The sequence below is a fragment of the Nocardia coffeae genome, from assembly GCF_019890715.1.
In the GTDB taxonomy this organism is placed as follows: domain Bacteria; phylum Actinomycetota; class Actinomycetes; order Mycobacteriales; family Mycobacteriaceae; genus Nocardia; species Nocardia jiangxiensis.
The window spans coordinates 423,149-447,790 of record NZ_JAINZY010000004.1 but is presented as its reverse complement, the minus strand read 5'-3'; the positions used below and the strand labels follow the sequence as shown (position 1 = coordinate 447,790).

Annotated in this window: 26 protein-coding genes; 12 read left to right on the top strand and 14 right to left on the bottom strand. The window is 65.8% G+C overall.

What is annotated here, in order from left to right:
- Positions 1 to 141: 141 nt before the first annotated feature.
- The 3 genes from K7711_RS18785 to K7711_RS18775 all read left to right on the top strand — a co-directional run bounded on the left by K7711_RS18785 (position 142) and on the right by K7711_RS18775 (position 1,953).
- Positions 142 to 1,158: a TerC/Alx family metal homeostasis membrane protein gene (locus K7711_RS18785; RefSeq protein WP_222970694.1), complete on the top strand. Its 1,017-nt coding sequence runs from the start codon at positions 142 to 144 to the stop codon at positions 1,156 to 1,158.
- Between the two features lie 79 nt (positions 1,159 to 1,237).
- Positions 1,238 to 1,735 carry a UCP032817 domain-containing protein gene (locus tag K7711_RS18780; RefSeq protein WP_372460157.1) on the top strand — a complete coding sequence of 166 codons (498 nt, stop codon included), beginning with the start codon at positions 1,238 to 1,240 and terminating at the stop codon, positions 1,733 to 1,735.
- A gap of 17 nt (positions 1,736 to 1,752) precedes the next feature.
- Complete coding sequence (locus K7711_RS18775) at positions 1,753 to 1,953, top strand: hypothetical protein (protein WP_222970693.1); 201 nt, start codon at positions 1,753 to 1,755, stop codon at positions 1,951 to 1,953.
- A 179-nt stretch (positions 1,954 to 2,132) separates the two neighbouring features.
- On the opposite strand, the gene K7711_RS18770 is transcribed toward K7711_RS18775, so the two are convergent.
- From K7711_RS18770 to K7711_RS18755, 4 genes are all read right to left on the bottom strand, one after another.
- Positions 2,133 to 3,902: an SDR family oxidoreductase gene (locus K7711_RS18770; protein ID WP_222970692.1), complete on the bottom strand. Its 1,770-nt coding sequence runs from the start codon at positions 3,900 to 3,902 to the stop codon at positions 2,133 to 2,135.
- 49 nt (positions 3,903 to 3,951) lie between these two features.
- On the bottom strand, positions 3,952 to 5,058 hold the full coding sequence (locus K7711_RS18765; RefSeq protein ID WP_222970691.1) for a PDR/VanB family oxidoreductase: 1,107 nt from the start codon (positions 5,056 to 5,058) through the stop codon (positions 3,952 to 3,954).
- Positions 5,055 to 5,960 (bottom strand): metal-dependent hydrolase, encoded by a 906-nt coding sequence (locus tag K7711_RS18760; protein ID WP_222970690.1) that lies wholly within the window; start codon positions 5,958 to 5,960, stop codon positions 5,055 to 5,057. Before K7711_RS18760 ends, K7711_RS18765 begins: the two co-directional genes overlap by 4 nt.
- Before the next feature lie 106 nt (positions 5,961 to 6,066).
- Positions 6,067 to 6,522 carry a hypothetical protein gene (locus K7711_RS18755; RefSeq protein ID WP_222970689.1) on the bottom strand — a complete coding sequence of 152 codons (456 nt, stop codon included), beginning with the start codon at positions 6,520 to 6,522 and terminating at the stop codon, positions 6,067 to 6,069.
- Between the two features lie 311 nt (positions 6,523 to 6,833).
- Between K7711_RS18755 and K7711_RS18750 the strand changes: the two genes are divergently transcribed.
- Positions 6,834 to 7,814: an FAD-dependent oxidoreductase gene (locus K7711_RS18750; RefSeq protein ID WP_222970688.1), complete on the top strand. Its 981-nt coding sequence runs from the start codon at positions 6,834 to 6,836 to the stop codon at positions 7,812 to 7,814.
- Between the two features lie 11 nt (positions 7,815 to 7,825).
- On the opposite strand, the gene K7711_RS18745 is transcribed toward K7711_RS18750, so the two are convergent.
- Positions 7,826 to 8,230 (bottom strand): subtilase-type protease inhibitor, encoded by a 405-nt coding sequence (locus K7711_RS18745; protein WP_222970687.1) that lies wholly within the window; start codon positions 8,228 to 8,230, stop codon positions 7,826 to 7,828.
- A gap of 66 nt (positions 8,231 to 8,296) precedes the next feature.
- On the bottom strand, positions 8,297 to 8,647 hold the full coding sequence (locus tag K7711_RS18740) for a winged helix-turn-helix transcriptional regulator (protein ID WP_222970686.1): 351 nt from the start codon (positions 8,645 to 8,647) through the stop codon (positions 8,297 to 8,299).
- A 53-nt stretch (positions 8,648 to 8,700) separates the two neighbouring features.
- Between K7711_RS18740 and K7711_RS18735 the strand changes: the two genes are divergently transcribed.
- On the top strand, positions 8,701 to 9,438 hold the full coding sequence (locus tag K7711_RS18735) for an SDR family oxidoreductase (RefSeq protein WP_308014818.1): 738 nt from the start codon (positions 8,701 to 8,703) through the stop codon (positions 9,436 to 9,438).
- 23 nt (positions 9,439 to 9,461) lie between these two features.
- Here K7711_RS18735 and K7711_RS18730 read toward each other — a convergent pair whose 3' ends face one another.
- Together K7711_RS18730 and K7711_RS18725 are read right to left on the bottom strand one after the other, a co-directional pair.
- Positions 9,462 to 10,241 carry an enoyl-CoA hydratase-related protein gene (locus K7711_RS18730; RefSeq protein ID WP_222970685.1) on the bottom strand — a complete coding sequence of 260 codons (780 nt, stop codon included), beginning with the start codon at positions 10,239 to 10,241 and terminating at the stop codon, positions 9,462 to 9,464.
- A 202-nt stretch (positions 10,242 to 10,443) separates the two neighbouring features.
- The gene (locus K7711_RS18725) at positions 10,444 to 12,213 is read right to left on the bottom strand and encodes an ABC transporter ATP-binding protein (RefSeq protein ID WP_222970684.1); all 1,770 of its coding nucleotides are present in this window, start codon (positions 12,211 to 12,213) and stop codon (positions 10,444 to 10,446) included.
- A gap of 83 nt (positions 12,214 to 12,296) precedes the next feature.
- Between K7711_RS18725 and K7711_RS18720 the strand changes: the two genes are divergently transcribed.
- Positions 12,297 to 12,728 carry a MarR family winged helix-turn-helix transcriptional regulator gene (locus K7711_RS18720; RefSeq protein WP_222970683.1) on the top strand — a complete coding sequence of 144 codons (432 nt, stop codon included), beginning with the start codon at positions 12,297 to 12,299 and terminating at the stop codon, positions 12,726 to 12,728.
- A 17-nt stretch (positions 12,729 to 12,745) separates the two neighbouring features.
- On the opposite strand, the gene K7711_RS18715 is transcribed toward K7711_RS18720, so the two are convergent.
- The gene (locus K7711_RS18715) at positions 12,746 to 13,768 is read right to left on the bottom strand and encodes an aliphatic amidase (RefSeq protein WP_222970682.1); all 1,023 of its coding nucleotides are present in this window, start codon (positions 13,766 to 13,768) and stop codon (positions 12,746 to 12,748) included.
- 120 nt (positions 13,769 to 13,888) lie between these two features.
- Positions 13,889 to 14,329: a MarR family winged helix-turn-helix transcriptional regulator gene (locus K7711_RS47660; protein WP_222970681.1), complete on the bottom strand. Its 441-nt coding sequence runs from the start codon at positions 14,327 to 14,329 to the stop codon at positions 13,889 to 13,891.
- Between the two features lie 63 nt (positions 14,330 to 14,392).
- Between K7711_RS47660 and K7711_RS18705 the strand changes: the two genes are divergently transcribed.
- Positions 14,393 to 15,472 carry a substrate-binding domain-containing protein gene (locus K7711_RS18705; protein ID WP_222970680.1) on the top strand — a complete coding sequence of 360 codons (1,080 nt, stop codon included), beginning with the start codon at positions 14,393 to 14,395 and terminating at the stop codon, positions 15,470 to 15,472.
- 55 nt (positions 15,473 to 15,527) lie between these two features.
- On the opposite strand, the gene K7711_RS18700 is transcribed toward K7711_RS18705, so the two are convergent.
- Positions 15,528 to 17,234 carry a purine-cytosine permease family protein gene (locus K7711_RS18700; RefSeq protein WP_222970679.1) on the bottom strand — a complete coding sequence of 569 codons (1,707 nt, stop codon included), beginning with the start codon at positions 17,232 to 17,234 and terminating at the stop codon, positions 15,528 to 15,530.
- A 252-nt stretch (positions 17,235 to 17,486) separates the two neighbouring features.
- On the opposite strand from K7711_RS18700, the gene K7711_RS18695 reads away from it, so the two are divergent.
- From K7711_RS18695 to K7711_RS18685, 3 genes are all read left to right on the top strand, one after another.
- A complete protein-coding gene (locus K7711_RS18695) occupies positions 17,487 to 17,765 on the top strand; it encodes an FmdB family zinc ribbon protein (RefSeq protein WP_222970678.1) in 279 nt (92 codons plus the stop codon).
- Positions 17,766 to 17,802: 37 nt separating this feature from the next.
- Positions 17,803 to 19,056 carry a formamidase gene (fmdA, locus tag K7711_RS18690; protein ID WP_222970677.1) on the top strand — a complete coding sequence of 418 codons (1,254 nt, stop codon included), beginning with the start codon at positions 17,803 to 17,805 and terminating at the stop codon, positions 19,054 to 19,056.
- Between the two features lie 77 nt (positions 19,057 to 19,133).
- Entirely contained in the window at positions 19,134 to 20,075 is a 942-nt protein-coding gene (locus tag K7711_RS18685) for an LLM class flavin-dependent oxidoreductase (protein ID WP_222970676.1), read from the top strand.
- Here the strand turns inward: K7711_RS18685 and K7711_RS18680 are convergent.
- Complete coding sequence (locus K7711_RS18680; protein WP_235747373.1) at positions 20,053 to 21,546, bottom strand: HNH endonuclease signature motif containing protein; 1,494 nt, start codon at positions 21,544 to 21,546, stop codon at positions 20,053 to 20,055. The two genes, K7711_RS18685 and K7711_RS18680, sit on opposite strands and share 23 nt — an antisense overlap.
- Positions 21,547 to 21,971: 425 nt before the next feature.
- On the opposite strand from K7711_RS18680, the gene K7711_RS18675 reads away from it, so the two are divergent.
- Positions 21,972 to 22,268 (top strand): hypothetical protein, encoded by a 297-nt coding sequence (locus tag K7711_RS18675; protein ID WP_222970675.1) that lies wholly within the window; start codon positions 21,972 to 21,974, stop codon positions 22,266 to 22,268.
- Here the strand turns inward: K7711_RS18675 and K7711_RS18670 are convergent.
- Both K7711_RS18670 and K7711_RS18665 read right to left on the bottom strand, forming a co-directional pair.
- Positions 22,243 to 22,908: a class I SAM-dependent methyltransferase gene (locus K7711_RS18670; RefSeq protein ID WP_308014832.1), complete on the bottom strand. Its 666-nt coding sequence runs from the start codon at positions 22,906 to 22,908 to the stop codon at positions 22,243 to 22,245. The two genes, K7711_RS18675 and K7711_RS18670, sit on opposite strands and share 26 nt — an antisense overlap.
- A gap of 160 nt (positions 22,909 to 23,068) precedes the next feature.
- Entirely contained in the window at positions 23,069 to 23,770 is a 702-nt protein-coding gene (locus K7711_RS18665) for an NAD(P)-dependent oxidoreductase (RefSeq protein ID WP_222970673.1), read from the bottom strand.
- A 112-nt stretch (positions 23,771 to 23,882) separates the two neighbouring features.
- Between K7711_RS18665 and K7711_RS48950 the strand changes: the two genes are divergently transcribed.
- A complete protein-coding gene (locus K7711_RS48950) occupies positions 23,883 to 24,620 on the top strand; it encodes a TetR/AcrR family transcriptional regulator (protein ID WP_308014817.1) in 738 nt (245 codons plus the stop codon).
- Positions 24,621 to 24,642 lie beyond the last annotated feature (22 nt).

Genomic DNA, 24,642 nt, shown 5'->3' with positions numbered 1-24,642 from the left:
CCGATTAGGATCAGCGTCGAGGGGAGTACTTCCCAAGCGCTATACCGGTCAGTACGGATTTCACCGTTGAGATCCCCGGGTGGCCGCCCGTTCCAATGGGCGAAGGAGACCTCGGGTGGTTTGTCATACCCGAGGAGTCTCATGAGTTCGACCGTTCTGGCATCATCCCAGCTGCACACCATCGGCTCGCCCTGGCTGTGGGCGGCGACCATCGCCGGTGTGTTGCTGCTTCTGGTGCTGGATTTCGCCGTCACCCGTCGCCCGCACGAGGTGTCGATGCGCGAGGCCCTGCGGTGGACGTCGTTCTATCTGGCGCTGCCGGTCATCTTCGGCGCGGTGATCTGGGCGACGTACGGATCGCGACCGGGCACCGAATTCTTCACCGGCTATCTGCTCGAGAAGTCGCTGTCGGTGGACAATCTTTTCGTCTTCATGCTGCTCCTGGCGGCATTCGCGGTACCCGCGCGGCTGGCCCAGCGGGTATTGCTCTTCGGGATCGCGGGCGCGCTGGTGCTGCGCGGCATCTTCATCGCGCTCGGCGCCGCCGCCCTCGCCTCACTCGATTGGGCGTTCCTGTTGTTCGGCGCGATCCTGCTGATCACCGCCGCGAAGTTGCTCAAGGATGCGATCACCGGACAGGAGACCGAGGTCGAGGTCTCCTCACTTCGTGCGGTGCGACTGCTACGCCGGGTGATGCCGGTGACCGACGGCTATCGCGATACGCGACTGAGCGTGCGGGAGGCGGGACGACGTGCCCTGACCCCGCTGGCCCTGGTGGTCACCGCGGTGATGACCACCGACCTGGTGTTCGCGGTCGATTCGGTGCCCGCGGTCTACGGCGTCACCGGCGATCCGTACCTGGTGTTCGCCACCAACGCCTTCGCGCTGCTGGGCCTGCGCGCACTGTATTTCGTCCTGCACGCGGCGCTGAACCGGCTGGTGCACCTGGCCTACGGACTCGCGCTGATCCTGGCCTTCATCGGCGTCAAACTGGTGCTGCACTGGGCACACCAGATCTGGGCGTCCGTGCCGCAGATTCCGACCGCGGCCTCACTCCTGGTGATCGTCGTGGTGCTGGCGGCGGTTACCGTGACGAGTCTGTGGGTCACCCGGGGAGAGAACGAAAGCGATTCCACTCCAAAGACTTCCGCACAGTAGTGAAAGACCCGGAAGCACTACGGTTCAGTGCTCGTAATCGGTTGATCGGCCGGTTCGCCGCGACCTAGGGTGAACTGTGTTGTTGTCACGTTTTCGCCGCCCCGATCCGGCCCGCACCCGAGCGGCCGTCGAGCAGTTGGAGTTGTCCGAGGCGGTGTTCAAGACCTGCCCGTGGCAGCCCCGCGAACTGGTCGAAACCGGTCTGCGCCAACGGTTGCTGTGCTGCGGGGCAGCGGTACGTGACGGTCAGGTGATCGGGATGCCCTCACACGCTGTCGACGAGGCGTGGCACGGGCTGATCCTGTGCACTCGGCGCTATTCCCGATTCTGCACGGCCGCGTACGGGACGTTCCTGCACCATTTCCCGGAGGGCGACGGATCCGGCGGCGGCACCGGCGATTCCATGGCCACCCAACTCGGGCGCACCGTCGTGGCGTGGTCCATGGTGGCCCGGCCGGGCGAGGAGTGCGTGCTGTGGGATCTGGACTCGGAGGTCGGCGTCGAACACCCGTGGGGCGTACCGCTGGACCGGGTTTCCGCCATCGAATCGGCTCTGCGGGAGGGAAGTTCGAACTGAGCGATCCGAACGCTCAGTTGCTGCCTCCCCCGCAGGAACTTCCGCCGCCACACGAGCTACCACCACCGCCGCAGGAGCTGCCACCGCTGGAACTGCCGCCCCCGCACGAGCTGCCACCACCGCATCCGCCCGCCGAACAGCTGCCGGAACTGCAACTCCCTGCGCCGCAACTGCTTCCACTATCGGAGCTGGACCAGTTGGAGCCGGTACTGCCGTAATCCCAACTACTGCTGCGCCGCCCCCGCGACGCCGACTTACCGGTTTGTTTCAGCGCAGCGGCGATCAGGACGACGTAGAGCATCACGATGCCGACGATTACCAGGACTATCCCCATGCACCGCACGGTAGAACCGTTGGCTGAAGACCGGCCAACGATTCGCTTGGCACTCGGCGAAACTCAGGTGAGTTTGACCCGCGCGGCGACGAACCGGGCGACCGCCGGGGCGAACCGCTGGAAGTGGTACTGCAGATGGGCTTCCGGAGTCACCGGGACGACGTCGCGGCCGACCTGCACCGCTCGCACGATCTGCTCGGCCACCTTCTCCGGGCCGTAGTGCCGCTTGCGGTACAGCTCATCGTATTTCGCCTGCTTGGCCGACTCGTCGGAGGCGGAAAGACCCGAGAATCGGGTCGTGGCAACGATATTGGTGTGCACGATACCGGGGCAGATGGTGTGCACCTCGATACCCTTGCCCGCCAGTTCGGCGCGCAGGCAGTCCGAGAACATGAACACCGCCGACTTACTGGTCGAATAGGCGCTGAAACCGCGCTGCGGCATATAGGCGGCCATACTCGACAGGTTCACGATGTGCCCGCCGAGCCCGCGCTCGGCCATCGCCGCGCCGAAAGTGCGGCAGCCGTTGATCACCCCGCCCAGGTTCACCCGCAGCACACGGTCGAAGTCCGCCGACGACGTCTCGAAGAAGTCCCCCGCCTGGCCGATTCCGGCGTTGTTGATCAGGATGTCGGGCACCGCATGCTCGGCGATCACCGCGGCGGCATGCTCGGCGACAGCCTGCTCGTCCGAGACGTCGACCGAATAGGCATGGGCCACACCGCCTTCGGCCTGCACCAGCGCGACGGTCTGTTTGGCCGCATCCAGATTCAGGTCCGAGACCACGATCTCCGCGCCGCGGCGAGCGAACGACAGCGCCGTCTCACGCCCGATGCCGCTGCCACCGCCGGTGATCACGACGAGCTGATCGGAGAACTCACCACGTTCCCGACCGCGCGCCACCTCCGCGCGCCGCAGCCCGCGCGAGGTCGCGCCCTCGGTGAGCGAATCGACGAGTTCGGTTGTGGCCGTGGCCAACAGCTCCGGATGCGAGAACGGCAGCCAGTGTCCGGCCGCGACCTCACGACGCCACAGTCGCGAGGTCCACTGCGGTTCGTCCGCATATCCCGCGGGTCGCACCGCCACGTCGCGACGAGCGATCACCAGCTGAACCGGCACCTCGGTGTACCGCTCGCGAGCATTGACCAGGCGGGGCAGGATATTCGCGCGGTAGATGCGCATCCCGTCGAAGAAATCCTCCTGGAACCTCGGGCCCAGACGCACGTTCGCGGGTGCGGTCTCGTTCATGAGTCCGACGAAACGCTGCCAGATCGTGGCCGCCGACAGCGGCCGCAACAGCACGCGCGGCACGCCCGGAGTCATGAACAGGAAGGTGTACGCCGAGGACAGCAGTTGCGTGAACGGTCCCCACGCCGCGCCGCGGGAAAGCTTGGCGCGCATCCACTTTCCCATGTGATCCAGATTCGGACCCGAGACCGAGGTGAACGAGGCGATCCGCGCGGCGGCCCGCGGCTCGCACACCGCCTCCCACATCTGCACCGAGCCCCAGTCGTGCGCGAGCACGTGGACGGGCCGATCCGGGCTGACCGCATCGGCCACGGCGAAGAAGTCCCCGGCGAAGGCGTCGAGCCGGTAGTCGCTGGTGCGGTTGGTGCGGGTGGAGCGGCCGTGGCCGCGAGTGTCGTAGGCGACAACGTGGAATCGCCCGGCCAGCAACGGAATCACCCGATCCCACAGGTGATGGTCGTCGGGCCAGCCGTGCACCAGCACGATCGTCTCGGCGGCGGGGTCGCCGTATTCGTAGACGGCCAGGTCGAATTCGCCGTTGCGGACGATTCGCTCGGCATCGGGAACGGGGGTCTGATCGGTCACGATATCTCCCTTCTGGGCCGGTGGGCGCGGTGCGAGCGGGCGCGGAACCTCACAGGTCCAGCACCAGACGCTCACCGGCACACCGGGATACGCAGATGAGCAGGTCGCCGGCGGCTCGCTCGGCGTCGGTCAGTACGGTGTCGCGATGGTCGACCGGTCCGGACAACGCGTTCACCCGGCAGGTGCGGCAGAAACCCTGACGGCACGAATACGGGCTGTCCGGGCGGACTTTCAGCACTTCCTGCAGCACGGTGCGATCGGCGGGCACCTCGATCACCTCGCCGGTGCGGGCCAACTCGACCTCGAACGCGGTGCCGTCCCGGACCGGCAGCGGCGAGAATCGCTCGGAATGCAGCTCCACACTGGACATCTCGCGAACGCGGTCGGCGATCAGCGTGGTCATCGGGACCGGACCGCAGCAGTAGACCGCGGTGTCGGCGTCCACTCCGGGGAGCAGATCCCCGGCCTCGGGCAACCCGGATTCGTCATCGGTGCGAATACGCACCCGCGAACCCAGGAGTTCGAGCTCGTCGAGAAACGCCATCGAATCCCGGCTGCGTCCGGTGTAGACCATCGACCAGTCCACGCCGAGCCGATGCGCCATCCGCACCATCGGCAGAATCGGCGTGATCCCGATGCCTCCGGCCACGAAATGCACACGGGCGGTATCGGATCCGTGTCCGGGCAGGACGAACGGGAAGGCGTTGCGCGGACCGCGCACGGTGACCGAGCTGCCGACCGTCAACGACTCGTGCACCTCACGCGAACCGCCCTCACCGTCCGGAATGCGCCGCACGGCAATGCGATACGCATGCCGCTCGGCAGGGTCGCCGCACAGCGAGTACTGCCGCAACCGGCCCGAGGGCAGTTCCAGATCCAGGTGCGCGCCGGGCCGCCACGGCGGCAGCGCGCGACCGTCGGGTGCGGCGAGCAGCAGGCTGACCACGTCGGTATCGTGCGCCTCCACCTGCCGCTGCGTGACCGTGAGCGCGATCCGGCGATCGTCCACCGCCCCGGCGGCGGTGCGGCGGTTGATCAGCGCCGTCCAGCGCATCCGGGTCTCGGCGACCGCATCGATGACGCGAATCGCCCGATCGCTGCGACGCCTGCCGTACAGATCGGACGGCGGCAGCAGCGGAACCCGCCGGCCGCTCACGACGCCATTGCCTGTGCGGCAGGCGATTTGGCCAGGTAGGCGACCGCCTGCGCGGTGGAGCCGACCGTGCCGGGATCGTAACCGGGCCGCAGCACCGTGGCCGCGCTCCACAGCAGCGAGGGCACCCCGGGCAGCGCACCGCGCCACATCGCGCCGAACACCCGCAGCACCAGACGCGGATACCGCATGTTCGGCAGCGAAGGATCTTCGTGCACAAGGTATTTGGTGCCGCGCAGCAGCAGGGTCAGGAAGATCGGGAAGACGATCAGCATCAGCGCGGACCGGCGCAGATAGCCGACCTCGAAGTACTGCGCCACATCGTGCGCGACATGCCGGTGTTCGACCTCCTCCGCGCCGTGCCAGCGGAACAGGTCCAGCACGCGCGGGTCCGCGCCGAATCGCTCGAGGTCGGCATTGAGCACCCAGTCGCCGAGGTAGGCGAAGAAATGTTCCAGGGTGGCGATGAAGCCGATGCGTTCGACCAGGGTCTGGAATTGCGCGGCGGCTCCCTGGCCGGGCCGCGGGCCGAGGGTTTTGCGGAACAGGAACTCCATCTGGCGCACATAGGCGTCCACGGCGATGCCGTGCGCGGTGAGCACCTCGTGCAACACCACGTTGTGGGTTTCGGCGTGCATCGATTCCTGGCCGATGAAGCCGAGCATCTGCTCGCGCAGTTTCTCGTCCTGCACGAGTGCCAGCGCCTCGGAGAACGCCAGCACGAACATCCGCTCCCCCTCGGGGAGCAGCAGATTCAGCGCGTTGATCACGTGCGAGGCGATCGGCTCATCCGGCATCCAGTGCAGCGGAGTGTCGCGCCAGTCGAACTGCACATTGCGTGCGTGCAGGGCTACCTCGCCCGGATCGGTCCCGTCACGAGGCGTCCACTGGGGAAGTAGCTTCATCGGTACTCCTGGTCTCGTCGTGCGGCGTCACCGCCGCCGATACCCGAGCGTAGCAAAATTTCGGGTGTATATGCGACTGGGAGTTACATCTACAGATTCGAGGCTGTCACCGCTTCTCGACCAGGGGAAACTGCGCGGCCTTGCCGGTCGAGTCGATGGTGGTGGCCTTGGTGTAGAGGTTCGCGGGCTGGGCCGGATCGGACAGGACGACATGCACCGGCTTGTCGACATAGTTTCCGGCGGCGCAGTTGGGCGTGCAGGTGTTGTCGTGTTCGGTGCCGTCGCCCTCGGCCTTGTCCGCGGCCCAGGATTTCCAGGTGATCTTCTCCACCTGCACCCCCAGGTCCGCGCAGGCCAGGATCAGGCTCGGCGGGCGAACGGTCGGTTTGTCGAACGAACAGTCCTGGACCTCAGGCAGGGCGTTGGACTGCCCCGCGGACCGGACACCGGTGCCCGGCGACGGGGAACTCGGCGAACCGCATCCGGCAACCGCGGCGATCACCGCTATCGCCGCACAGCATCCGATGCGCACACGCCTGCGATTCGTTCTCGTGTCCACCATGTTCGCACTCCCAAGTCCGTCACCGATCACCGCCGGGCGGCCGCCCGCAGCACCGCCGCGGGTTCCGGCAGGCTAACGCACACCGATGACACGCCGCGACACACCCGCCGTGGACGGCCCGGAACATGGTGTGATCGATGTCGGGACGAGACTCTCACGGTGGCGCAGAATTGTTGACAATGCTAGTAATTGGAGAACATCGATTCGGACCGGACGCCGTTGCGCGAGCGCGCGCGAGGACCGACGACATGGCCACGCTAGGAGAAAAATTGATCAGGCTGTACCGGGCGCCGGCGGCCTAGGAATCACATATGGTGACGATCCTCGGAGGCGGCATCGCGGGTACCGTGCTGGCGGGCGGTCTGGCGCGAGCGGGCCATCACGCCGTCGTCTACGAACGCCGGCCCAACGTGCGCGGGGGCGCATTCCTGTTCCTCGATGCCCATGTGCACCGCACGCTGGCCGATCTGGGCGTTCCCGCCGATCAGCTCGACAGTGCGTCCTACCCCGTCGACGGATTCCGGGTCGGCGCCCCGGCCGCGGACGCGCCTGAGGCGCCCTCGGCCGGGCATCGGCTGTATCACCGCACCGATCTGATGCGGGTACTGACCGAATTCGCTTGGGCCGCAGGCGCGGACATCCGCTACGGGACGGCGATCAGCGATCTGGACCCGGACACCGGCGTGTTGTATCCCGGCGGGACCGCGGCCGAACTGCTCATCGCCGCCGACGGCATCGACTCGATCGCGCGCACCCGGCTCGAACCCGAGCGCGTCGCCGAATACGCCGGTCAGGTGGTGCTCTACGCGACCGCCGCGCCCGGCACCCGGCCCAACACCACCCCGTCGGTCCTGCATTTCCACCAGCACGGACAGGACACTCCGGCCACCTTCGGACACTTCTGGAACGACAGCGTCGCGGTGTGGTTCGTGCGACTGACCCGAGCGCCGATCGCGGTGGGCTACACCGGATTTCAACCGCTGGCCCGATGGGTCGAGCCGATCCGCACCGCACTGCCGGAGATTCCGTACCTGTTGGACACCATGCTCGACCACACCGCGATGGTGCACGTCTCCAATGCGCGCTGCGTACCGCTGACCAAGGCTCTGCCGCCGCGCCTGCCCGTAATCCTCTGCGGCGACGCCGATCACGCGCTCAGCCCATCCTCCGGCGCCGGTGCGCGCGATGCCATCGACGATGCCGCGGCGCTGTGCCGCGCCCTGCTGAACGGTGACGATCCGGCCGACACCATGACGCGTCGGCGCGCGGAGGTACTCGCCCAACTCGGTTGAGCCGCAACGCCTCAGAACGCGAAGACGTGGCTGCTGCGGTCACCGGCCTGGCAGGCGTTGGGGTACGTCTGGCGGAAGCTCACCCTGATGCCGTGCCAGATGCCGTCGGCCGAGAGGGTGACCGGGTCGTAGATCATCGGGCAGAAGCGCAGGGCCTCGCCGCGCAGATTGTCGAAGTCGCCACCCGCGGCCTCGAGTTCGTCACACGCGGCGGCGGACTGCGGATGGTTGCCCGTGCTGATCGGCGAGCAGGTCAGCAGGACGGTGTGCGGCACCGATGCGTGATTCTGGGACACGCTGAGCAGCAGAACCGTGGGCGGCAGATCGGTGGGACGAGCCTGGGCGGGGGCTGCGGTCACCGCAGCCAACCCGGCCACAGCGGCTGCGGTGACGGCAGCCGTGCGGAGTGGAATCATGAGGTTTCTCCTGATCGCGGGCATATCTGCGTCAACCCCCCTATCGGCTCGGCCCAGCGGAATGTTTCAGGCCGAGCCCTCGGCACCTGAACCGGCGATCGTGTCGTGCCAGCGATCCGCCCACACCCACAGCCGCTCGAGCGCCCGCCCCAGCTCGACGCCCGGGTAGGTCAGCTCATAGGACTTGTCGGGGCGTTTGACGATGATTCCGGCGGTCTGCAACGTCTGCAGACGCACCGACAGCATGCTCGACGAGCAGTTGTCCATCCGGCGGCGCAACTCCAGAAAGCCCAGCGGACCCGGTTCCAGCTCCCAGATCACGCGCAGCATCCAGCGCTGGCCCAGCAGCTCCATCGCCTGCGTGGGCGCCGCGGCCGGATCCCGCCGCGGTGTTTCCGGATCTCTTGCGCTTCTCATTCAGAACTACCATAGTTGCTTCTGAAATAGAAGCAGTCGACCAAGGAGGCCGAGTGAATTCGAGCAGAATCGCGCTGGTGACCGGGGCGTCGCGCGGCATCGGAGCGGCCACGGCCCGGATTCTGGCTGCTCGCGGCGATCACGTGATCGTCAACTATCGCGAGAAGCGCAAGCGCGCACAGGATCTCGCCGACGAGATCGCGGCGGAAGGCGGCAGCGCCTCGATCGCCGGGGCGGACCTGTCCGACGATGCCGCCGCGCAGGCGCTCACCCGGGAGATCGTCGACCGGTTCGGACGCCTGGATGTGCTGGTACTCAACGCATCCGGCGGACTCGAGCGCGGCGCGGCGGCGGACTACGCGATGTCCATCAACCGCGACGCGCAGCTGCGACTGGTCCGGCTCCTACTGCCGCATATGCCCGCGGGTGCGCGCATCGTCTTCGTCACCAGTCACCAAGCACACTTCCACGGTCGCAAACCCGTACCCGCCGACTACGAACCGATCGCCGCCAGCAAGCGCGCCGGAGAAGACGCGTTGCGCGATCTGATCACCGAATTCGACTCGCGCCGAATAGGTTTCACCGTCGTCTCCGGCGATATGATCGACGGCACCATCATCGTGCGCCTGCTGCAACGCCGTGATCCGGACGCGGTCGCCGCCCGGACCGAACACGGCACACTACCGACCGTGGACGAATTCGCCACGGCCGTAGCCGATGCCACCACCGGCGATCAGCCACTCGGGCACACGGTGTACGTCGGCGGCGCGGACTACCTCGCGCACAGCTGATTTCGGGCCGGCGGCAACGGTATCTAGTCCGGCCAGACCGGCGCACGCTTCTCCAGGAACGCGGCCATACCCTCGCGAGCGCCGGGCATCTGGGAAGCGGCGGCCATGACCTCGACGGCGAGCGTGTAGGCATCGACTTCGGGCCGGTCGAGCTGCGCGTAGAGGGTGTGTTTGCCGAGGGCCTTGCTGGCACGGCTGCCGCGGGTCGCGCGGGACAGCAACTCGGCGACGGCGGTGTCGAGATCCTCGTCGGGAACCGCGCGGTTGATCAGACCCCATTCCGCGGCGGTGCGGGCGTCGATCGGATCGCCGGTCAGGGCCAGTTCCATCAGACGTTTGCGACCGACGGCCCGCGCCACCGGGACGGCCGGAGTGTGGCAGAACCAGCCGCCCTTACCGCCCGGCAGTGCGAAACCCGCAGATTCGGCGGCGATCGCGAGATCACAGGAGGCGACGAGCTGACATCCGGCCGCGGTGGCCAGGCCGTGCACCCGTGCGATGACCACCTGCGGCGCGGCCTCGATGGCCGTCATCAGATCGGTGCACAACTTCAGCAGCTCGCGCACACCGACCAGATCCCGGGACGCGACGTCGGCGAAGTCGTGACCGGCCGAGAACACCGGGCCGCGAGCGCCCAGCACGATCCCGGTCGCATCACTGGCGCCCGCGGTCCGGAAGGCGATCAGCAGTTCGGTCAGATGTTCGGCCGAGAGCGCATTGCGCCGCTCCGGGCGGTTCATCGTGATGTGGACGGTGTCACCGTCCCGGTCGACGAGCAGATGCTCGAACTCCACGGTGGTCATACCCCCACGGTAGTTCCGCCCGCACCGGACATCGACCGAATGCGCTGCATACCGAGCCCTCCCGGCTCCCCATTGCGGTCGAATTTCGCCGTCGCGGACCTCGTCGTCCCGCTCGACCCGGACGCCCTCGACCGCCGATATTCGCGACGCCCACCATCGGCGGCCTCGGTCACCGAGGGCGCGGGGCCCAGTGCCGAGGCGATCAGGCGGCGGGCTCCAGCACCGCGTCGCGCGAGAGCAGGTCGGCATAGAAACCGTTGCGCTCCAGGAGTTCCCGGTGCGTGCCGCGTTCGACGACGTGTCCGGCGTCCAGGACGACGATCTGATCGGCATCTCGGATGGTGGACAGGCGGTGGGCGATGGTGATCGTGGTGCGTCCGGCGGACAGGGCGTCGATGGCGACTTGGACCTCGCGTTCGGTGCGGGTGTCCAGGGCGCTGGTGGCTTCGTCGAGCACCATGATCGGCGGATTGCGCAGGATGGCGCGGGCCACGGCCAGGCGTTGTTTCTCGCCGCCGGAGAAGCGGTAGCCGCGTTCGCCGACGAGGGTGTCGTAGCCGTCGGGCAGGCTCGCGATGTGCTCGTGGATCTGTGCGGCGCGGGCCGCGGCGATCAATTCCTCGTCCGTGGCATCGGGCTTGGCGAAACGGAGATTCTCGGCGACCGAGGCGTGGAACAGATAGGTCTCCTGGGAGACCACGCCCACGCTCGCGGACAGTTCCGCGAAACTCAGATCCCGCACATCGATGCCGTCGATGGTGACCCGGCCCGAGCTCGCGTCGTACAGCCGCGCGACGAGATATCCGAGAGTCGTTTTGCCCGAACCTGTTTCACCGACGATGGCCAGTGACGTCCCGGCCGGGACGGTGAGATCGATATCGTCGAGCACCTGCCGATCCTTCGCATCGTAGGCGAAACCCACGTGCTCGAACCGCACCGTGCCCGCCACCTCGGCACGCGGCATCGACATCGGGTGCGCCGGCTCCTCGATATCGGGGCGCAGGTCGAGATATTCGAAGATCCTGCCGAACAACGCCATCGAGCTCTGCATATCCACGCCGGTGGACAGCAGCTGCACGGCCGGACGCAGCAGGCTCGTCTGCAAGGTGGTGAAGGCGACCAGGGTGCCGATCGATACCAGCGGATGTCCACCGGCGGAGGTGAGTCCGGCGACCCAGTAGATCACCGCGGGCATGGCGGCCATCACGATCTGGATCGTGGCCTGCCGCCAGCGTCCGGCCATACTCGAACGGATCTCCAGATCGACCAGTTCGCGCGACTCGCCGGTGAAACTGTCGATCAGCGCGGGCGAGCGACCCATGGTGCGCCCCAACAGAATTCCGCTCACCGACAGCGATTCCTCGACGATCGCCGACATTCCGGCGAGTTTGCGCTGTCGCGCGGCGGTGATCCGCCGACGTTCGTCGCCGACGCGTCGGCTGATCCACACGAAGAACGGCAACATCAGCAGCGAGACCGCCGCCAGCCGCCAATCCAGGGCGAACATGGCGATGATCGCCGCGATCACCGAGGTGAAGTTCGAGACGATGGAGGTGGCCGTCGTGGTCACCGTGGACTGCATGCCGCCGATGTCGTTGGCGATGCGTGATTGCACTTCGCCGGTGCGGGTCGCAGTGAAGAACGCCAGCGGCATGCTCTGCAGCCGCGCGTAGACCGCGGCGCGCAGATCGTGCATGACCTGCTGGCCGACGGCGGTGGAGATATAGGTCTGCAACACGCTGAACACACTGGTCAGCACGACGACCGCGACCATGCCCGCGGCCAGGACGGTGAGCAGTCCGGTACGGCCGTGCGGCAGGGCGTCGTCCAGGATCTGACGCAGCATGAACGGGGAGGCCAGCGAGACCACGGACGAGAGGCCCACCAGCGCGGCGACGAGAGCCAGGCGCGCGCGGTAAGGCCGGAACAGCCGGAGGATCCGGCCGATACGGGGTGGAGATTGGGCTGCCATAGGCGCCTCCTTCCAGGTACTACCACTCCTAACTGAGCTTGGCTCACAATTATTCCACAGAACTATGAGCTAAGCTCAGGATCATGGCAGAGGCCACCGAATCCGAACTCCCCGAGCTGTTCCTGCAGGTCAGCAAGCGGATCCGCCGCAGTCAGGCGGCCCGGCTGGCTCCCCTGGGTCTGACACCCGCCCAGAGCCGAGCGTTGCGGATCATCGGCCGGTCCGAGGAACCGCTGCGGATGTCCGCCCTCGCGGACCATCTCGGCATCGTGCCGCGGTCGGCGACCACGGTGGTCGACGCGCTCGTCGCGGCGGGACTGATCACCCGCGCACCCGATCCGGCCAACCGGCGTTCCACTCTGGTGGTCCCGACCGAGGAGGGACGTCGCACGCTCTCGCGCATGTCGCAGGCCCGGCGCGAGGCAGCCACGGAGACGTTCGCACCGCTGTCCGACGAGCAGCGAGAAACGTTGCGAGCGTTGCTGGCGGCGTTGGACGTGCAGGATCGCTGCTGAGCGCGGACGGACTATCGCTATTCGTGCGGCAGGTCGTACACGGGACATTCGGCGACGCCGATCGTATCCCGGGTAATCGCCTCGACCTGCTCCTGAGCCTTCTTCGGATCACTCACCCAGGTCTTGTAGAAATCGAACGGGCAGTCGGCGATGCCTTTGTCGCCGTCTCCGGAATTCCAGACCCCGGTATAGCCGCGATGCAGCAATTTGAACAGATGATTCTGCGCCTGATCGTATCGGCGGGCGGCACGAATTTCGGGGATCGACAATTGCGCGTATTGGATCCCGTACTCCTCGGTGCCGGTCTCGCCGAGCGTGCGTCCGTCGAAACCGATGATCGACGAATGGCCGAAGTACGTGTAGACACCGTCGAATCCCGAGCAGTTGGCCACCGCGACATAGCAATTGTTCGCCCAGGCCATGGCCTTGGCCATCAGCACCTGCTGATCCTTCGCCGGGTACATGTAGCCCTGACAGCGCACGATCAGTTCGGCGCCCTTCATCGCACAGTCGCGCCAGATCTCCGGGTAATTCCCGTCGTCGCACACGATCAGCGAGAGCTTCATCCCCTTCGGGCCATCGCTGACGTAGGTCTCCGCACCGGGATACCAGCCTTCGATCGGGTTCCAGGGCAGTACCTTCCGGTACTTCTGGACGATTCGACCTTCGTCATCGATGAGCACGAGCGTGTTGTAGGGCGCCTTGGCCGGATGCTCCTCGTGCCGTTCGCCGGTCAGCGAGAACACACCCCACGTCTTTGCTTTCCGGCACGCCGCGGCGAAGATCTCGGTCTCCGCACCGGGCACGGTGGTGGCAGTGGCGTACATCTCTTCGCGGTCGTACATTATTCCCATCGTCGAATACTCCGGGAATACAATGAGGTCCATGCCGGGCAGACCGGTCTTGATGCCCACCACCATATCGGCGATCTTCTTCGCGTTCTCGATCACTTCGGATCCGGTGTGCAGTCGGGGAATCTTGTAGTTGACCACCGCGACCCCGACCGTGTCGGGACTCGAGCCGATATCTCCGTGACGCATGAGAGTCGCCCTTCCGCTGATTCCGGCGCACTTCACCGGATGTCATCGGAGAAAACTATCCCGCATGCCGGAGGCGTCGTAATGTCCGCCGTGTAACAAGGGCATTTCCGGGGAGGAATGCTACAGCGACACCGGATCGCTCACCTGGATCCGATCCAGCAGAGCTGTGAGCAATTGTGTGAGCGGTTCACTTCCGACGGCGATCGAGGAAATGCCGCCCTCTGCGAGCGCCTGATTCATGACCTTGTGCGTCAGCTGGCCGCGCCGGGTCGGGTGCACCAGCACTCTGCGCCGGTCGGCGGCGTCGACGTTGCGGTTCACCAGATTGTCGGCGATCATCGCGTCGATCAGACGGGTGAGCGTGGCGGCATTGAGTTGGGTGACTTCGACCAGTTGGGACATCGAACGGCCCTGGCCATCGGCGACAGCGTTCAGCACATGCCAACGCCCGGGAGACGTCTCACCGAGGCAGGTGGCGACAGTCTTGTCCAGATCCTGCGATACCCGCCGCATCAGTCGGGCAAGCTCGTCCAGCGCGGCAAGGGCGGTACTATCGTCCACAATCAGCACTATACAGCGCCGTATGAGTCATTTTCAGTTGCAAGTATTACGGTGGTGGTTGCCATGACCGGTCGGAGCCTTCGCGGTCGTCGCGAATCGGTCGATCTCGCACTGGCGGTGCCGCTGAGCGGCCCGGCGGGGATGTTCGGACCGTCGTGCGAGGCATCCGCCGAACTCGCGATCGAGGACATCAACGCCGCGGGCGGCATCCTGGATCGGCCGGTGCGGCTGCATCCGATCGACGCCGCGGCGCCACTGCCGGAGCTGACCGCGCACGTCGACCGGATGATCGGTGCGGGACTGATCGACGGCGTCGTCGGCTGGCATCTGTCGAACGCGCGCAAGGTGATCACTCCGCAGACCGCCGGGCGAATCCCCTACGTCTACACCACTTTCTACGAGGGGGGCGAGGATTCCGACGGTGTGTACATGGTGGGTGAGACCCCCGATCAGCAGCTGTTCCCCGCGCTGCGGTGGATGCGCGCCGAATTCGGCATCCGACACTGGTACATCGTCGGCAACGATTACATCTGGCCACGTGAGACTGCCAGGGCCACAGTGGAATTCAGCTCCGAGTCGGATATCGACGTGGTCGGCGCGACGTTCGTCCCGCTGGGCGGGCGCGATTTCGCCGCCGCGCTTGAACTTATCGGATCCTCTGCGGCGCAAGGCGTTCTGCTGCTTCTGGTCGGAGCGGACTGCGCAGCGTTCAATCGAGCGTTCGCCGCGGCCGGTCTCGACGAGTGCCGGATGCGGCTCGGCATGATGATCGGTGAGGATGTCCTGTATGCCGGTGGCGCCGACAGCACTCGCGGATTGTTCACCGCCTGCGGCTATTTCGAGAGTGTGGTGTCCCAGGCCGGGATGGACTTCGGGGCCCGGTACGCAGACCGTTTCGGGGCGCACGCGCCGGCGCTGAACAACATCGGCGAGTCCTGTTACGAGGGACTGCTGTTGTTCGCGTCGCTCGCCGAGCAGGCACGCAGTCTGGACCTGCGCGCGATCGAACGCACCGCCTCCAACGCCACTTACCACGGTCCGCGCGGGGAGGTCCGGGTGCGCGGCGTGCACACCACGCAGCCGGTCTATCTCGCCGGAGCCGATCGGCTGGATTTCACGGTGCACGCCGAACTGACCTCCTGACCTGCCACCTGCTTGGGGCCGAACATTGTTCGACCCCAAGCAGTTTCATGGAATTTCAGTCGCGCACCGGCATGGCCTGCAGGCCCAGGTCCGCGGCCGCGACGGTGTCGGCATAGGACGGCGACTGGCACTGCTCAGCACAGTTCTTGGTCAGCGTGCACGTGAGCGAGGACACCGTTCCGCCGTGGAAGGGGCAGTGGTGCACCATGTCCGGCAGTTCGTACCGCTTGCCGTCCACCACATCGAGCAGGGTCTGCCCGGCCCACAGCGGCTCCTTCTCGATCTCCTCGCGCAGCGGATTCGGCCGCGCCAGATAGTATTTGCCGCGCGTGAGGACCGCGATGATCGGCGTCAGCACGACCGCCACGGCCAGTGCGAGATACGGCGACCACGCCGCCAGCAGGCTGCCGAACGCGCCGAAGTACGCGAGAATCGACAGCACCGACCCGGCGAGCATGGACCCGAATCCGACCGGATTGATCGGATACAGATAGGCCCGTTTGAATTCGATGTACGGCGGGCTGATCTTCAATATCCCCTTGTTGATCACCAGATCGGCGACGATCGCGCCCACCCACGCGATCGCGACGTTGGAGTAGAACCCCAGGATGGTGTTGAGCAGGGTGAACATGTTGCCCAGCATCAGAGCCAACGCGATCGCGATATGCAGTGCCAGCCACACGACCCGGCCGGGATGCAGGTGCAGCACCCGGCTGAAGAAGTTCGACCACGACAGCGATCCGGAATACGCATTGGTCACGTTGATCTTGACCTGGGACAGCAGCACCATCACGGTCGCGATGGCCAGCGCCATCGCATGACTGTGGATCAGCACGCCGTAGCTGCCGAGGAACTGCTCGATCGGCTCGGTGGCCCGGGTGAAGCCGACCTGTCCCGCGATGTAGAAGGCGAGGAAGGCCCCGCACAGCTGCTTGGCGGCGCCGAGGATCACCCACCCCGGACCTGCCGCCAGAACCGCGGACCACCAGCGCAACTTGGGCGTCTCCGACTTCTCCGGCATGAACCGCAGATAGTCGACCTGTTCCCCGATCTGCGCGATCAGCGACAGCGCGACTCCCGCGCCGGCGCCGACCCCGATCGCGGTCACCCGCGCGCTGCCACCGTTGCCGGCCCACGACAGGAAGCCGTCGAATCCGGACGGATCGCCGATCGCGATCATCACCAGCGGCGCCGCGAACAGGATCAGCCACAACGGTTGCGTCCACACCTGGAACTTCGCCAACGCCGACATCCCGTACAGCACGAGCGGAATGATCAACAGCGAACCGATGATGTAGCCGAGCGGGAGCGGAATGTGAAATGCCAGCTTCATCGCCTGGGCCATGATCGATCCCTCGAGGGCGAAGAAGATGAAGCAGAAGCTGGCATAGATGATGCTGGTCAGAGTGGATCCGAAGTAGCCGAATCCGGCCCCGCGAGTCAGCAGATCCATGTCCAGGTTGTACTTGGCGGCGTAGTAGGCGATGGGGACGCCGGTCAGGAAGATCGTCACGGCGGCGACCAGGATCGCAATCACGGCGCTGGATGCACCATGGGTCACGGCAATCGACGCACCGATGGAGTAGTCGGCCAGGTAGGCGATGCCGCCGAGCGCGGTGACCGCGCAGGCCAGCGGGCTCCAGCGGCGGAAGGACTTCGGCGCGTACCGCAGCGAATAGTCCTCGATGTCATCGCGAGCGGCCCAATCTTGGAAACGACGCCATCGAGAGGGCGTCGCGGACGGCGTCGGTTGTGTCGTCATGATGTCGTTCTCCTCGCAGTCGAGGCCGTTGGCTACACGGGCTCGGTGAGGACAGACGCTATAGTCGATATTTTCAATTGACTATAATTCATATGAAAATTAATGACCGGGAAACACGTTGCGGTTCTCGTAACAGCGGCTTAACCGCACCGTTTCGCGGCCGTGACATATCCGGCTTTCCATTGTGTCCGTCCAAAATATACTCAAATGAAACTGATTGTCGGCACAGCCCGGTCAGCCGGAGGTCCCTCGATGCCCAGCTACGAATTCACCTGTCCCACATGTGGCCGCTTCGACGGCCGCCACCCCATCACCGACGTCCCCGAATCCGCGCCGTGCCCGGTGTGCCACAACCAGTCTCGGCGACGCATCTGCGGTGGCGCCCTGCTACGTTCCGGCTCGACGGCCACCCGATTGCTCGACGCTACCGCCCGCACGGCGTCCGAACCGCCGCGCGTCGCCGCGCCGCCGCCGCGCCGCAGCCCGAGGGTCACTCGAAATCCCCTGCACCGCAAGCTCCCCCGCTCCTGACGGCTTCCACGCTTTCGACGCCGAAGAGAGGTATCCCATGCCCGAGTTGCTGTACCCGTTGGATTCGTCCAAGCGGTTCACCGACCAGAAGTTCGTCGGCCACAACCGGTGGCATCCCGACATCCCCGCCACGGTCACCGTGCGACCCGGCGACGAGTTCCGGGTGCACGTGCGCGAATGGTTCGACGGGGCGATCCACAACGACGATTCGGCCGACGACGTCCGCAACGCCCCGCTCAGCACGGTGCACTGCCTGTCCGGGCCGTTCGCCGTCGAGGGCGCCGAACCCGGCGACCTGCTGATCGTCGACATCCTCGACATCGGCCCTGTCCCGCAAGAGGATTCGGGCCCGCTGGCCGGTCAGGGCTGGGGTTACACCGGGATCTTCGCCACCGACAACGGAGGCGGCTTCCTGACCGAGCACTTCCCCGACGCCTACAAGGCGATCTGGGATTTCAGCGGGCACACCACGACCTCCCGGCACATCCCCGGAGTGAAATTCACCGGAATAATGCATCCGGGCCTGATGGGCACCGCACCCTCGGCCGACCTGCTGAGCACCTGGAACACCCGGGAAGCCGCACTGATCGCCACCGACCCCGAGCGGGTGCCGCCGCTGGCGTTGCCGCCCGAACCCCGGGACGCGATCCTGGGCTCGTTGACCGGTCCCGAATTCGATCGTGTGGCCGCCGAGGCAGCACGTACCGCCCCGCCCCGCGAGAACGGCGGCAACCAGGACATCAAGAACCTCACGCGCGGCAGCCGCGTCTTCTATCCCGTCTTCGTGGACGGCGCGAAACTGTCCGTCGGTGATCTGCACTTCTCGCAGGGCGACGGGGAGATCACCTTCTGTGGCGCGATCGAGATGGGCGGTTTCATCGACCTGCGCGTCGATGTGATCAAGAACGGCATGCAGTTGTACGGGGTCACCGAGAACGCGGTCTTCCTGCCCGGCAACGAGGGCCCGGTGTACTCCGAGTGGCTGGCCTTCTCCGGAACCTCGGTCACCCTCGACGGCGAACAGCGATACCTGGACTCCCAGTTGGCATTCGAACGCGCCTGTCTGCATGCCATCGATTACCTGACCAATTTCGGCTACAGCCGCGAACAGGCTTATCTGCTGCTCGGCGCGGCCCCCATCGAGGGACGCTTCTCCGGTGTGGTGGACATCCCGAACTCCTGTGCCACCGTTTACATTCCGACGGCCATCTTCGATTTTCCGATAGCTCCGACCGCTTCTGGCCCGGTACGCATCGACCCGGGTATCGGAGCGCCGCGAACTGCCCGCTAGCAGGCCGAGTCCACCGGGTGTCGTTCATACCCCGCAGGGAATTGTCCGACGCACACCGCTCGGCGAATCCTGAAGCGGTGAACGACATCCGATACGGACTACTGCTGCCCGCCGGGCAGGCTCAACTCGCCGCCGGGGGCTCGGCTCGCGCACTTCTCGATCTGGTGGTGAGCGCCGAGCAGCGCGGATTCGATTCGGCGTGGCTGGGTGATTCGCTGCTGCGTGCACGGGTCGAACCGCTGACGCTGCTGGCAGCCGCCGCCACGGCGACCGAACGCATAACCCTCGGCACGGCCGCGTTGATTCCGGCCTACCGCAATCCGGTGCACACCGCGCTCGTGCTCGGCTCACTGGACCTGGTGTCGCAGGGGCGAATCGTGCTCGGCGTAGGGGCCGGATTCCCGGGCATCAGCGAACCCGAGTTCGAACTGTCCGGGGTGGATTTCCGGACCCGGTTCTCCCAGCTGGACGACACCGTCCGCCTGTGGCGGCAGCTGTGGTCGGGCAATTCGAATCCCTTCCACGGCAGAGTATTACATTACGACTGGCTACCGGAGGCTCCTCGCCCGCATCGCTCCGGCGGGCCACCGATCTGGCTCGCCGGAGCAACCCCCGCCGCCCTGAAACGCACCGGCCGCCTGTACGACGGCTGGCTCCCCTACCCACCCGACCCCGCCGACTACGCCACGGGCCTGACCACCATCCACACCACCGCCGCAGCCGAGGGCCGCGACGAAACAGCCATCACCCCAGCTCTCTTCGCCACCGTCTATATCGACGAAGATCCCATCCGAGGCCGCGCCGCCCTCGACGACTACTGCCGAACCACCTACGGCATGCCCGTGGAACAGGTCGAGCAGATCCAGGTCCTGATGACCGGCTCAACGAAAGATATTGCCACACAACTGAACCAGTACACCGCAGCAGGAGCCCGCCACCTCCTGATCCGCATAGCCGCCATAACCCCTGACTCCTTCACCACCCAATTCGACCAGATCACCGACCTGATCCACGCCTGACGCCGATCGGCCGGGGAGTGAGTTCGTTCGCTGCACGCTCGACAAACCCGGCGGGGGCATGGACGCCCGCCACGACTTCCGCCAACAACTCCCCCGCACGATGACGATGATTCACTCGCGGAGTACCAGTGGGATCAATATGCTCCGGCGCAATCCACGCAGTTCGACCCGGAAACTGCGAATCATCCTCCAGAACAACAGTTTTCCAACCAGCGTCACTGTCATTGATCAACGAATGACAGTGATCACACGCCAAAACGAGGTTCTCGATATCAGTCGGACCACCCTTGCTGAAATCACGCACATGGTGGACCGCACACAACGATGCGGGAGCGTCACACCCCGGCCGGGAACAGCCACTCAGCGCCGCGATCAACGAGAGTCGTTGCGCGGATGAGGCAAGGCGCCGCATCCGACCCAAATGCAGCGGTAAACCACCGTGATCGAACACCGCCAGATACGGACGCGACCGCTCGGCCAACCGCAACGCCTCGGTGACCGCCACCGTCCCACCGGTCGCCGTCGTCGCCACCCCCGACAGGCGCTCCACATCCTCCACACGCATCGTCAACACCGTCGTGACTGGAATGCCTCGATGCGAACCAAGCTTGCTGGTATCCACCAGCTCACCCAGCAGCAGCGCGAACGCGTCATGGGTGCGTTGGGCGGCGGTGCGGGAATCACGCTGCGCCGCCGCAGCAATCAACGTCGGATCCGCACCATCCACATCAGCCCTGGGGCTGGCCGGATCATCCGGATTCCCCACACCCGGTCGCGCGTACTTCGCGAGTACGGGATCGAGTAACGCCCGCAGTACTGGGTCGATCTCCCCGCTGATCGGGGACATCCCATCCGCACGCTGTCGGCCGATTCGGATTCCGCGCATGCGTGCGCGATCAGACTCGTCGGTGACTTTTCCGTCCGGATCCAGATACGCCAGGATGCCGTCTCCGACCTTGCTCATATCATCGGGCGACCCGGTCTCGGCGAATTCGGTCAGGATCTGTTCCGCCGCCGCACGATCGACCTCATCAGCGGCGCGAGGGATCCGGGTCATCACCGCCGCAACACCCCGCGCGTGCTCCACCGAAATATCCCCGGACCGCAACGCCGCCGCCGCACAAGGCAACTCGGGATCTCGCTCCACACCCGCCAGGTCACGGAACGTGCCCACTTTTGTTGCGGCACGCACGCGTGCACCGGCTTCGGCGTTCGACAGGCGCAGGGTTTCCATCAGGAACCGTTTGATCGTCTTAGCACCCGAATCCGCCGGAATCGACCGGGAATCCACCTCGATCAACACCCGATGCTGCACCGCAACCAACATCCGCGCCGCACGCTCCACCCCACGCAGCAACTCCACCACCCCACGATCCGACAACGGAGTCAGCGATTGTTCGACCAACTCACCCACCGCAGCCAACAGCACGTCGGCTGTCGACCCTCCAGGCTCCACCCCCATCGAATTCATGTTCGAATTTTACCGCGAAGCTCACCCCGAAACATCCCGCAAATCCATGTGAAATCAGAATCTTCACTCTGGACATTTGATCCAATTATGCTTGCACACAACATTTTTCGGAGAACCACTGGTCAAGTCCAGGCAACGATACCGAATCCAGCCAGATACTGCGCAGCATGCCCATGAACCCGACAACGACGTCGAGGATGTCGAACTCGTCGGCACATATTCTTCACTGGAATCCACGGGGGAGGGCGCCGATCGGCTACGACGGATATCCGGTTCCTCGCATCACCCGATAGGTTCAGCACCGACCGCAATGAAATCGATCTCGGCTGCAGCTGGCCTGCGCTACCTACACCCACCCCTGGCCGCCGCGAGTGCGCCGGACCCGCGAGCAGATCGCCGAATTGGGTTGCGGCGAAAGACTGTTCGTGTCCACCGACGTCGCCCAGTGGATCGCCGACAAGCTCGATGCCATCGACGATCCCCAATTCCGGGCCATCTACCTCGACTACGACGCGGCATTCGAGTGGCCCTCCGACGACCCGCGCCTGGTCGACCTCGCCGCCCGCAGCCGGCGGTGGCTGGCCGCCGGATCCACCGGAGCCGGCCGGACAAGCTCGGCGCTGGACCCGAAACTGGTTCGCCTGGTGAGCGAAGCGATCGGAATCACCTCACCGGCCTGGGCACGACCGACACGGATCACATCGATCGAAGCCGATAAATGATGAAACTCGGAACATCGGTCAGCGGGCCCAATTCGGCGGGAAACCGCTGTAGTGCCTCCGCCGACGGTCGCGATTCGGTGATCGCATCGATCACGAATCCGGCCGCTGAGAACTCCGCCATCACCGCTGCCAGCGGTCGACGCCAAAAGTATTGCGTGACTTCGACATCGGATTTTATCCAGGTGTCGGAGACGAGTTCGGCATCGAAGTAGGACCCCTGCTGGGTGTCCATCGCGGGGGCGAACGGGTGGTCGACGGACAACACCACCCACCCACCAGGTCGCAGAATTCGAGCGAACGAGCGCAGCGGAACCTGCCAGTCGCGCAGATAGTGCAGCACGAGCGAACTGGTGATCCCGTCGACGGACGCGTCGGGCAACTCCAGTGGCTCCGCGAGATCGGCTTGAAAGAACCGCCCCCGGCCCGCACATCCGGCCGCGGCCTCGGCGACCATCGCGGCACTCAGATCGACACCGATCACCTCCGCCCCCTCCGACAGCAACCACCGACTCTGCCCACCGGCCCCGCACCCCGCATCCAGAACCGTCAGCCCGGCGAGCGGCCGCGGCACCAATGACCGCAACGCGGGCCGCTCCAGCCACCCGTTGTACGGCCCGTCATCGGTGGTGGCAGCCCACACCGGCGCAAGCCGGTCATAGGCCGCACGAGTACGAAAGGTGTGCTCCGTCTGGGTAATCCGCTCCATCCCCACACCTGCCATCATGCCCGACCCCATCCGAGCAGGACCACATGCCGGTTTGCACTGCGCGGCAGCGGGATCGCCCGCCTAGGGCAGGCGCTCAGTAGCCGATCGTGAAGCGACGCTGAACGAAACGAGGTAGTTCGGCTTCGTCGAGCAGGGCCACTGCGGCGTCCTCGATGGAGATGTGGCTACGGCCGTCGGCGTCGACTATTCGCTGATCCTCGCCGATGCGGAAACGGCCGGTGCGCTCACCGGGTGCGATCAGTTCGGCCGGGCTGAAGTAGGTCCAACGGCGGTTCGACAGGCGTAGTATGTCCAGGGCGTCCCGATGGCCACGTACGGCAGCCGCGTAATCGGCTGGGAGACCGATACTTTCGAGATCCTGACGCAGCTGGACCTCGTCGTCCGCGCCGACCCTGCCGGGTTCGTGTTCGAGACTGCCCGCGCCACCCACCACGATGAGCCGGGTACGTGGATGGGTTTCGAGGGCTCGCAGCAGGGAACGGGCGGCGGTGGCATAGACCGTCGGATCGGCGATCGACCGGGTGACGGTGTCATCGAAATCCTGTGCGGCATTACCGGGTTGGTAACAACTGACGAGCACGTCCAGGCCCGGGAGCTGGGCAGTGACGGCCTCGCTGTCGAAGATATCGAGACTCGCCCAGGTCAGACCCGGCTGCTTCGGGCGGGCGTCCGCAGCACCGCGAGTGAAGGCCCTGACCTGATGACCTCGGGACAGAGCCTCCGCGACCACGCGTTGCCCGATATTGCCGGTAGCACCGACGACTCCGATGAACATGCCTTCTCCTCACACGCTGCGCGGAAGCATTCCAGATACGCTGCGAATAAACTATACGGCGTGCAGTAATTTCTCAACGTATATACTCTTCACGCTGCTGTAGGGTGACGCCGTGGCCACACCGACGAGGCGGGAACGCCGCCGCACCGAGACGACCGAGGAGATCAAGGAGGTCGCCCTCCGACTCATGGCCGAGGGCGGTCCCGGTGCGATCACATTGCGCGCGATCGCACGGGAGATGGGGATGACGGCCAACGCCGTCTACAGCTACTTCAGCACCCGCGACGACCTCGTCACCGCTTTGATCCAGGACGTCTACGGCGAGTTGGCCGATACGGTGATCGCCGCCCGCGACGCGTGCGCACCGGACCTCGCGGCCGCACGAATCATGGCGTGGGCCTGCGCATTTCGCGAGTGGTCACTGGCGAACCGGGAGGGGTTCCGGCTGATCTACGGCGATCCGGTGCCCGGCTACCGACCGCCCGAAGGCGGTGCGGCTCCGGAGGCCGAGCATCGGGTGTGCGCCGGACTCACCGAATTGGCTGCGGGCGCATGGCCTTCGGCCGAACCGCTGTACACCGACTACGGATTCGACTGGTCGGACTTCGACCCCACCTTGGTCGGCGAGGTCCGCACCGAGTTCCCACACCTGCCACCCGCGGTGATCGCCATCGCCCTGCGCATCTGGGGCCATCTGCACGGCCTGGTCTCGCTGGAAATCCGCGGCAATCTCGTCGCACAGACAACCAACCCGGACAAGCTCTACCGCAACGAGGTCCACGCACTCATCCGCTCGTTCGGCCTGGATCCCTCGACAGTCGCAGCCCACATCGACCCAACCGGCCCATAAGCCGCCCGAGCGTCACCAGTTC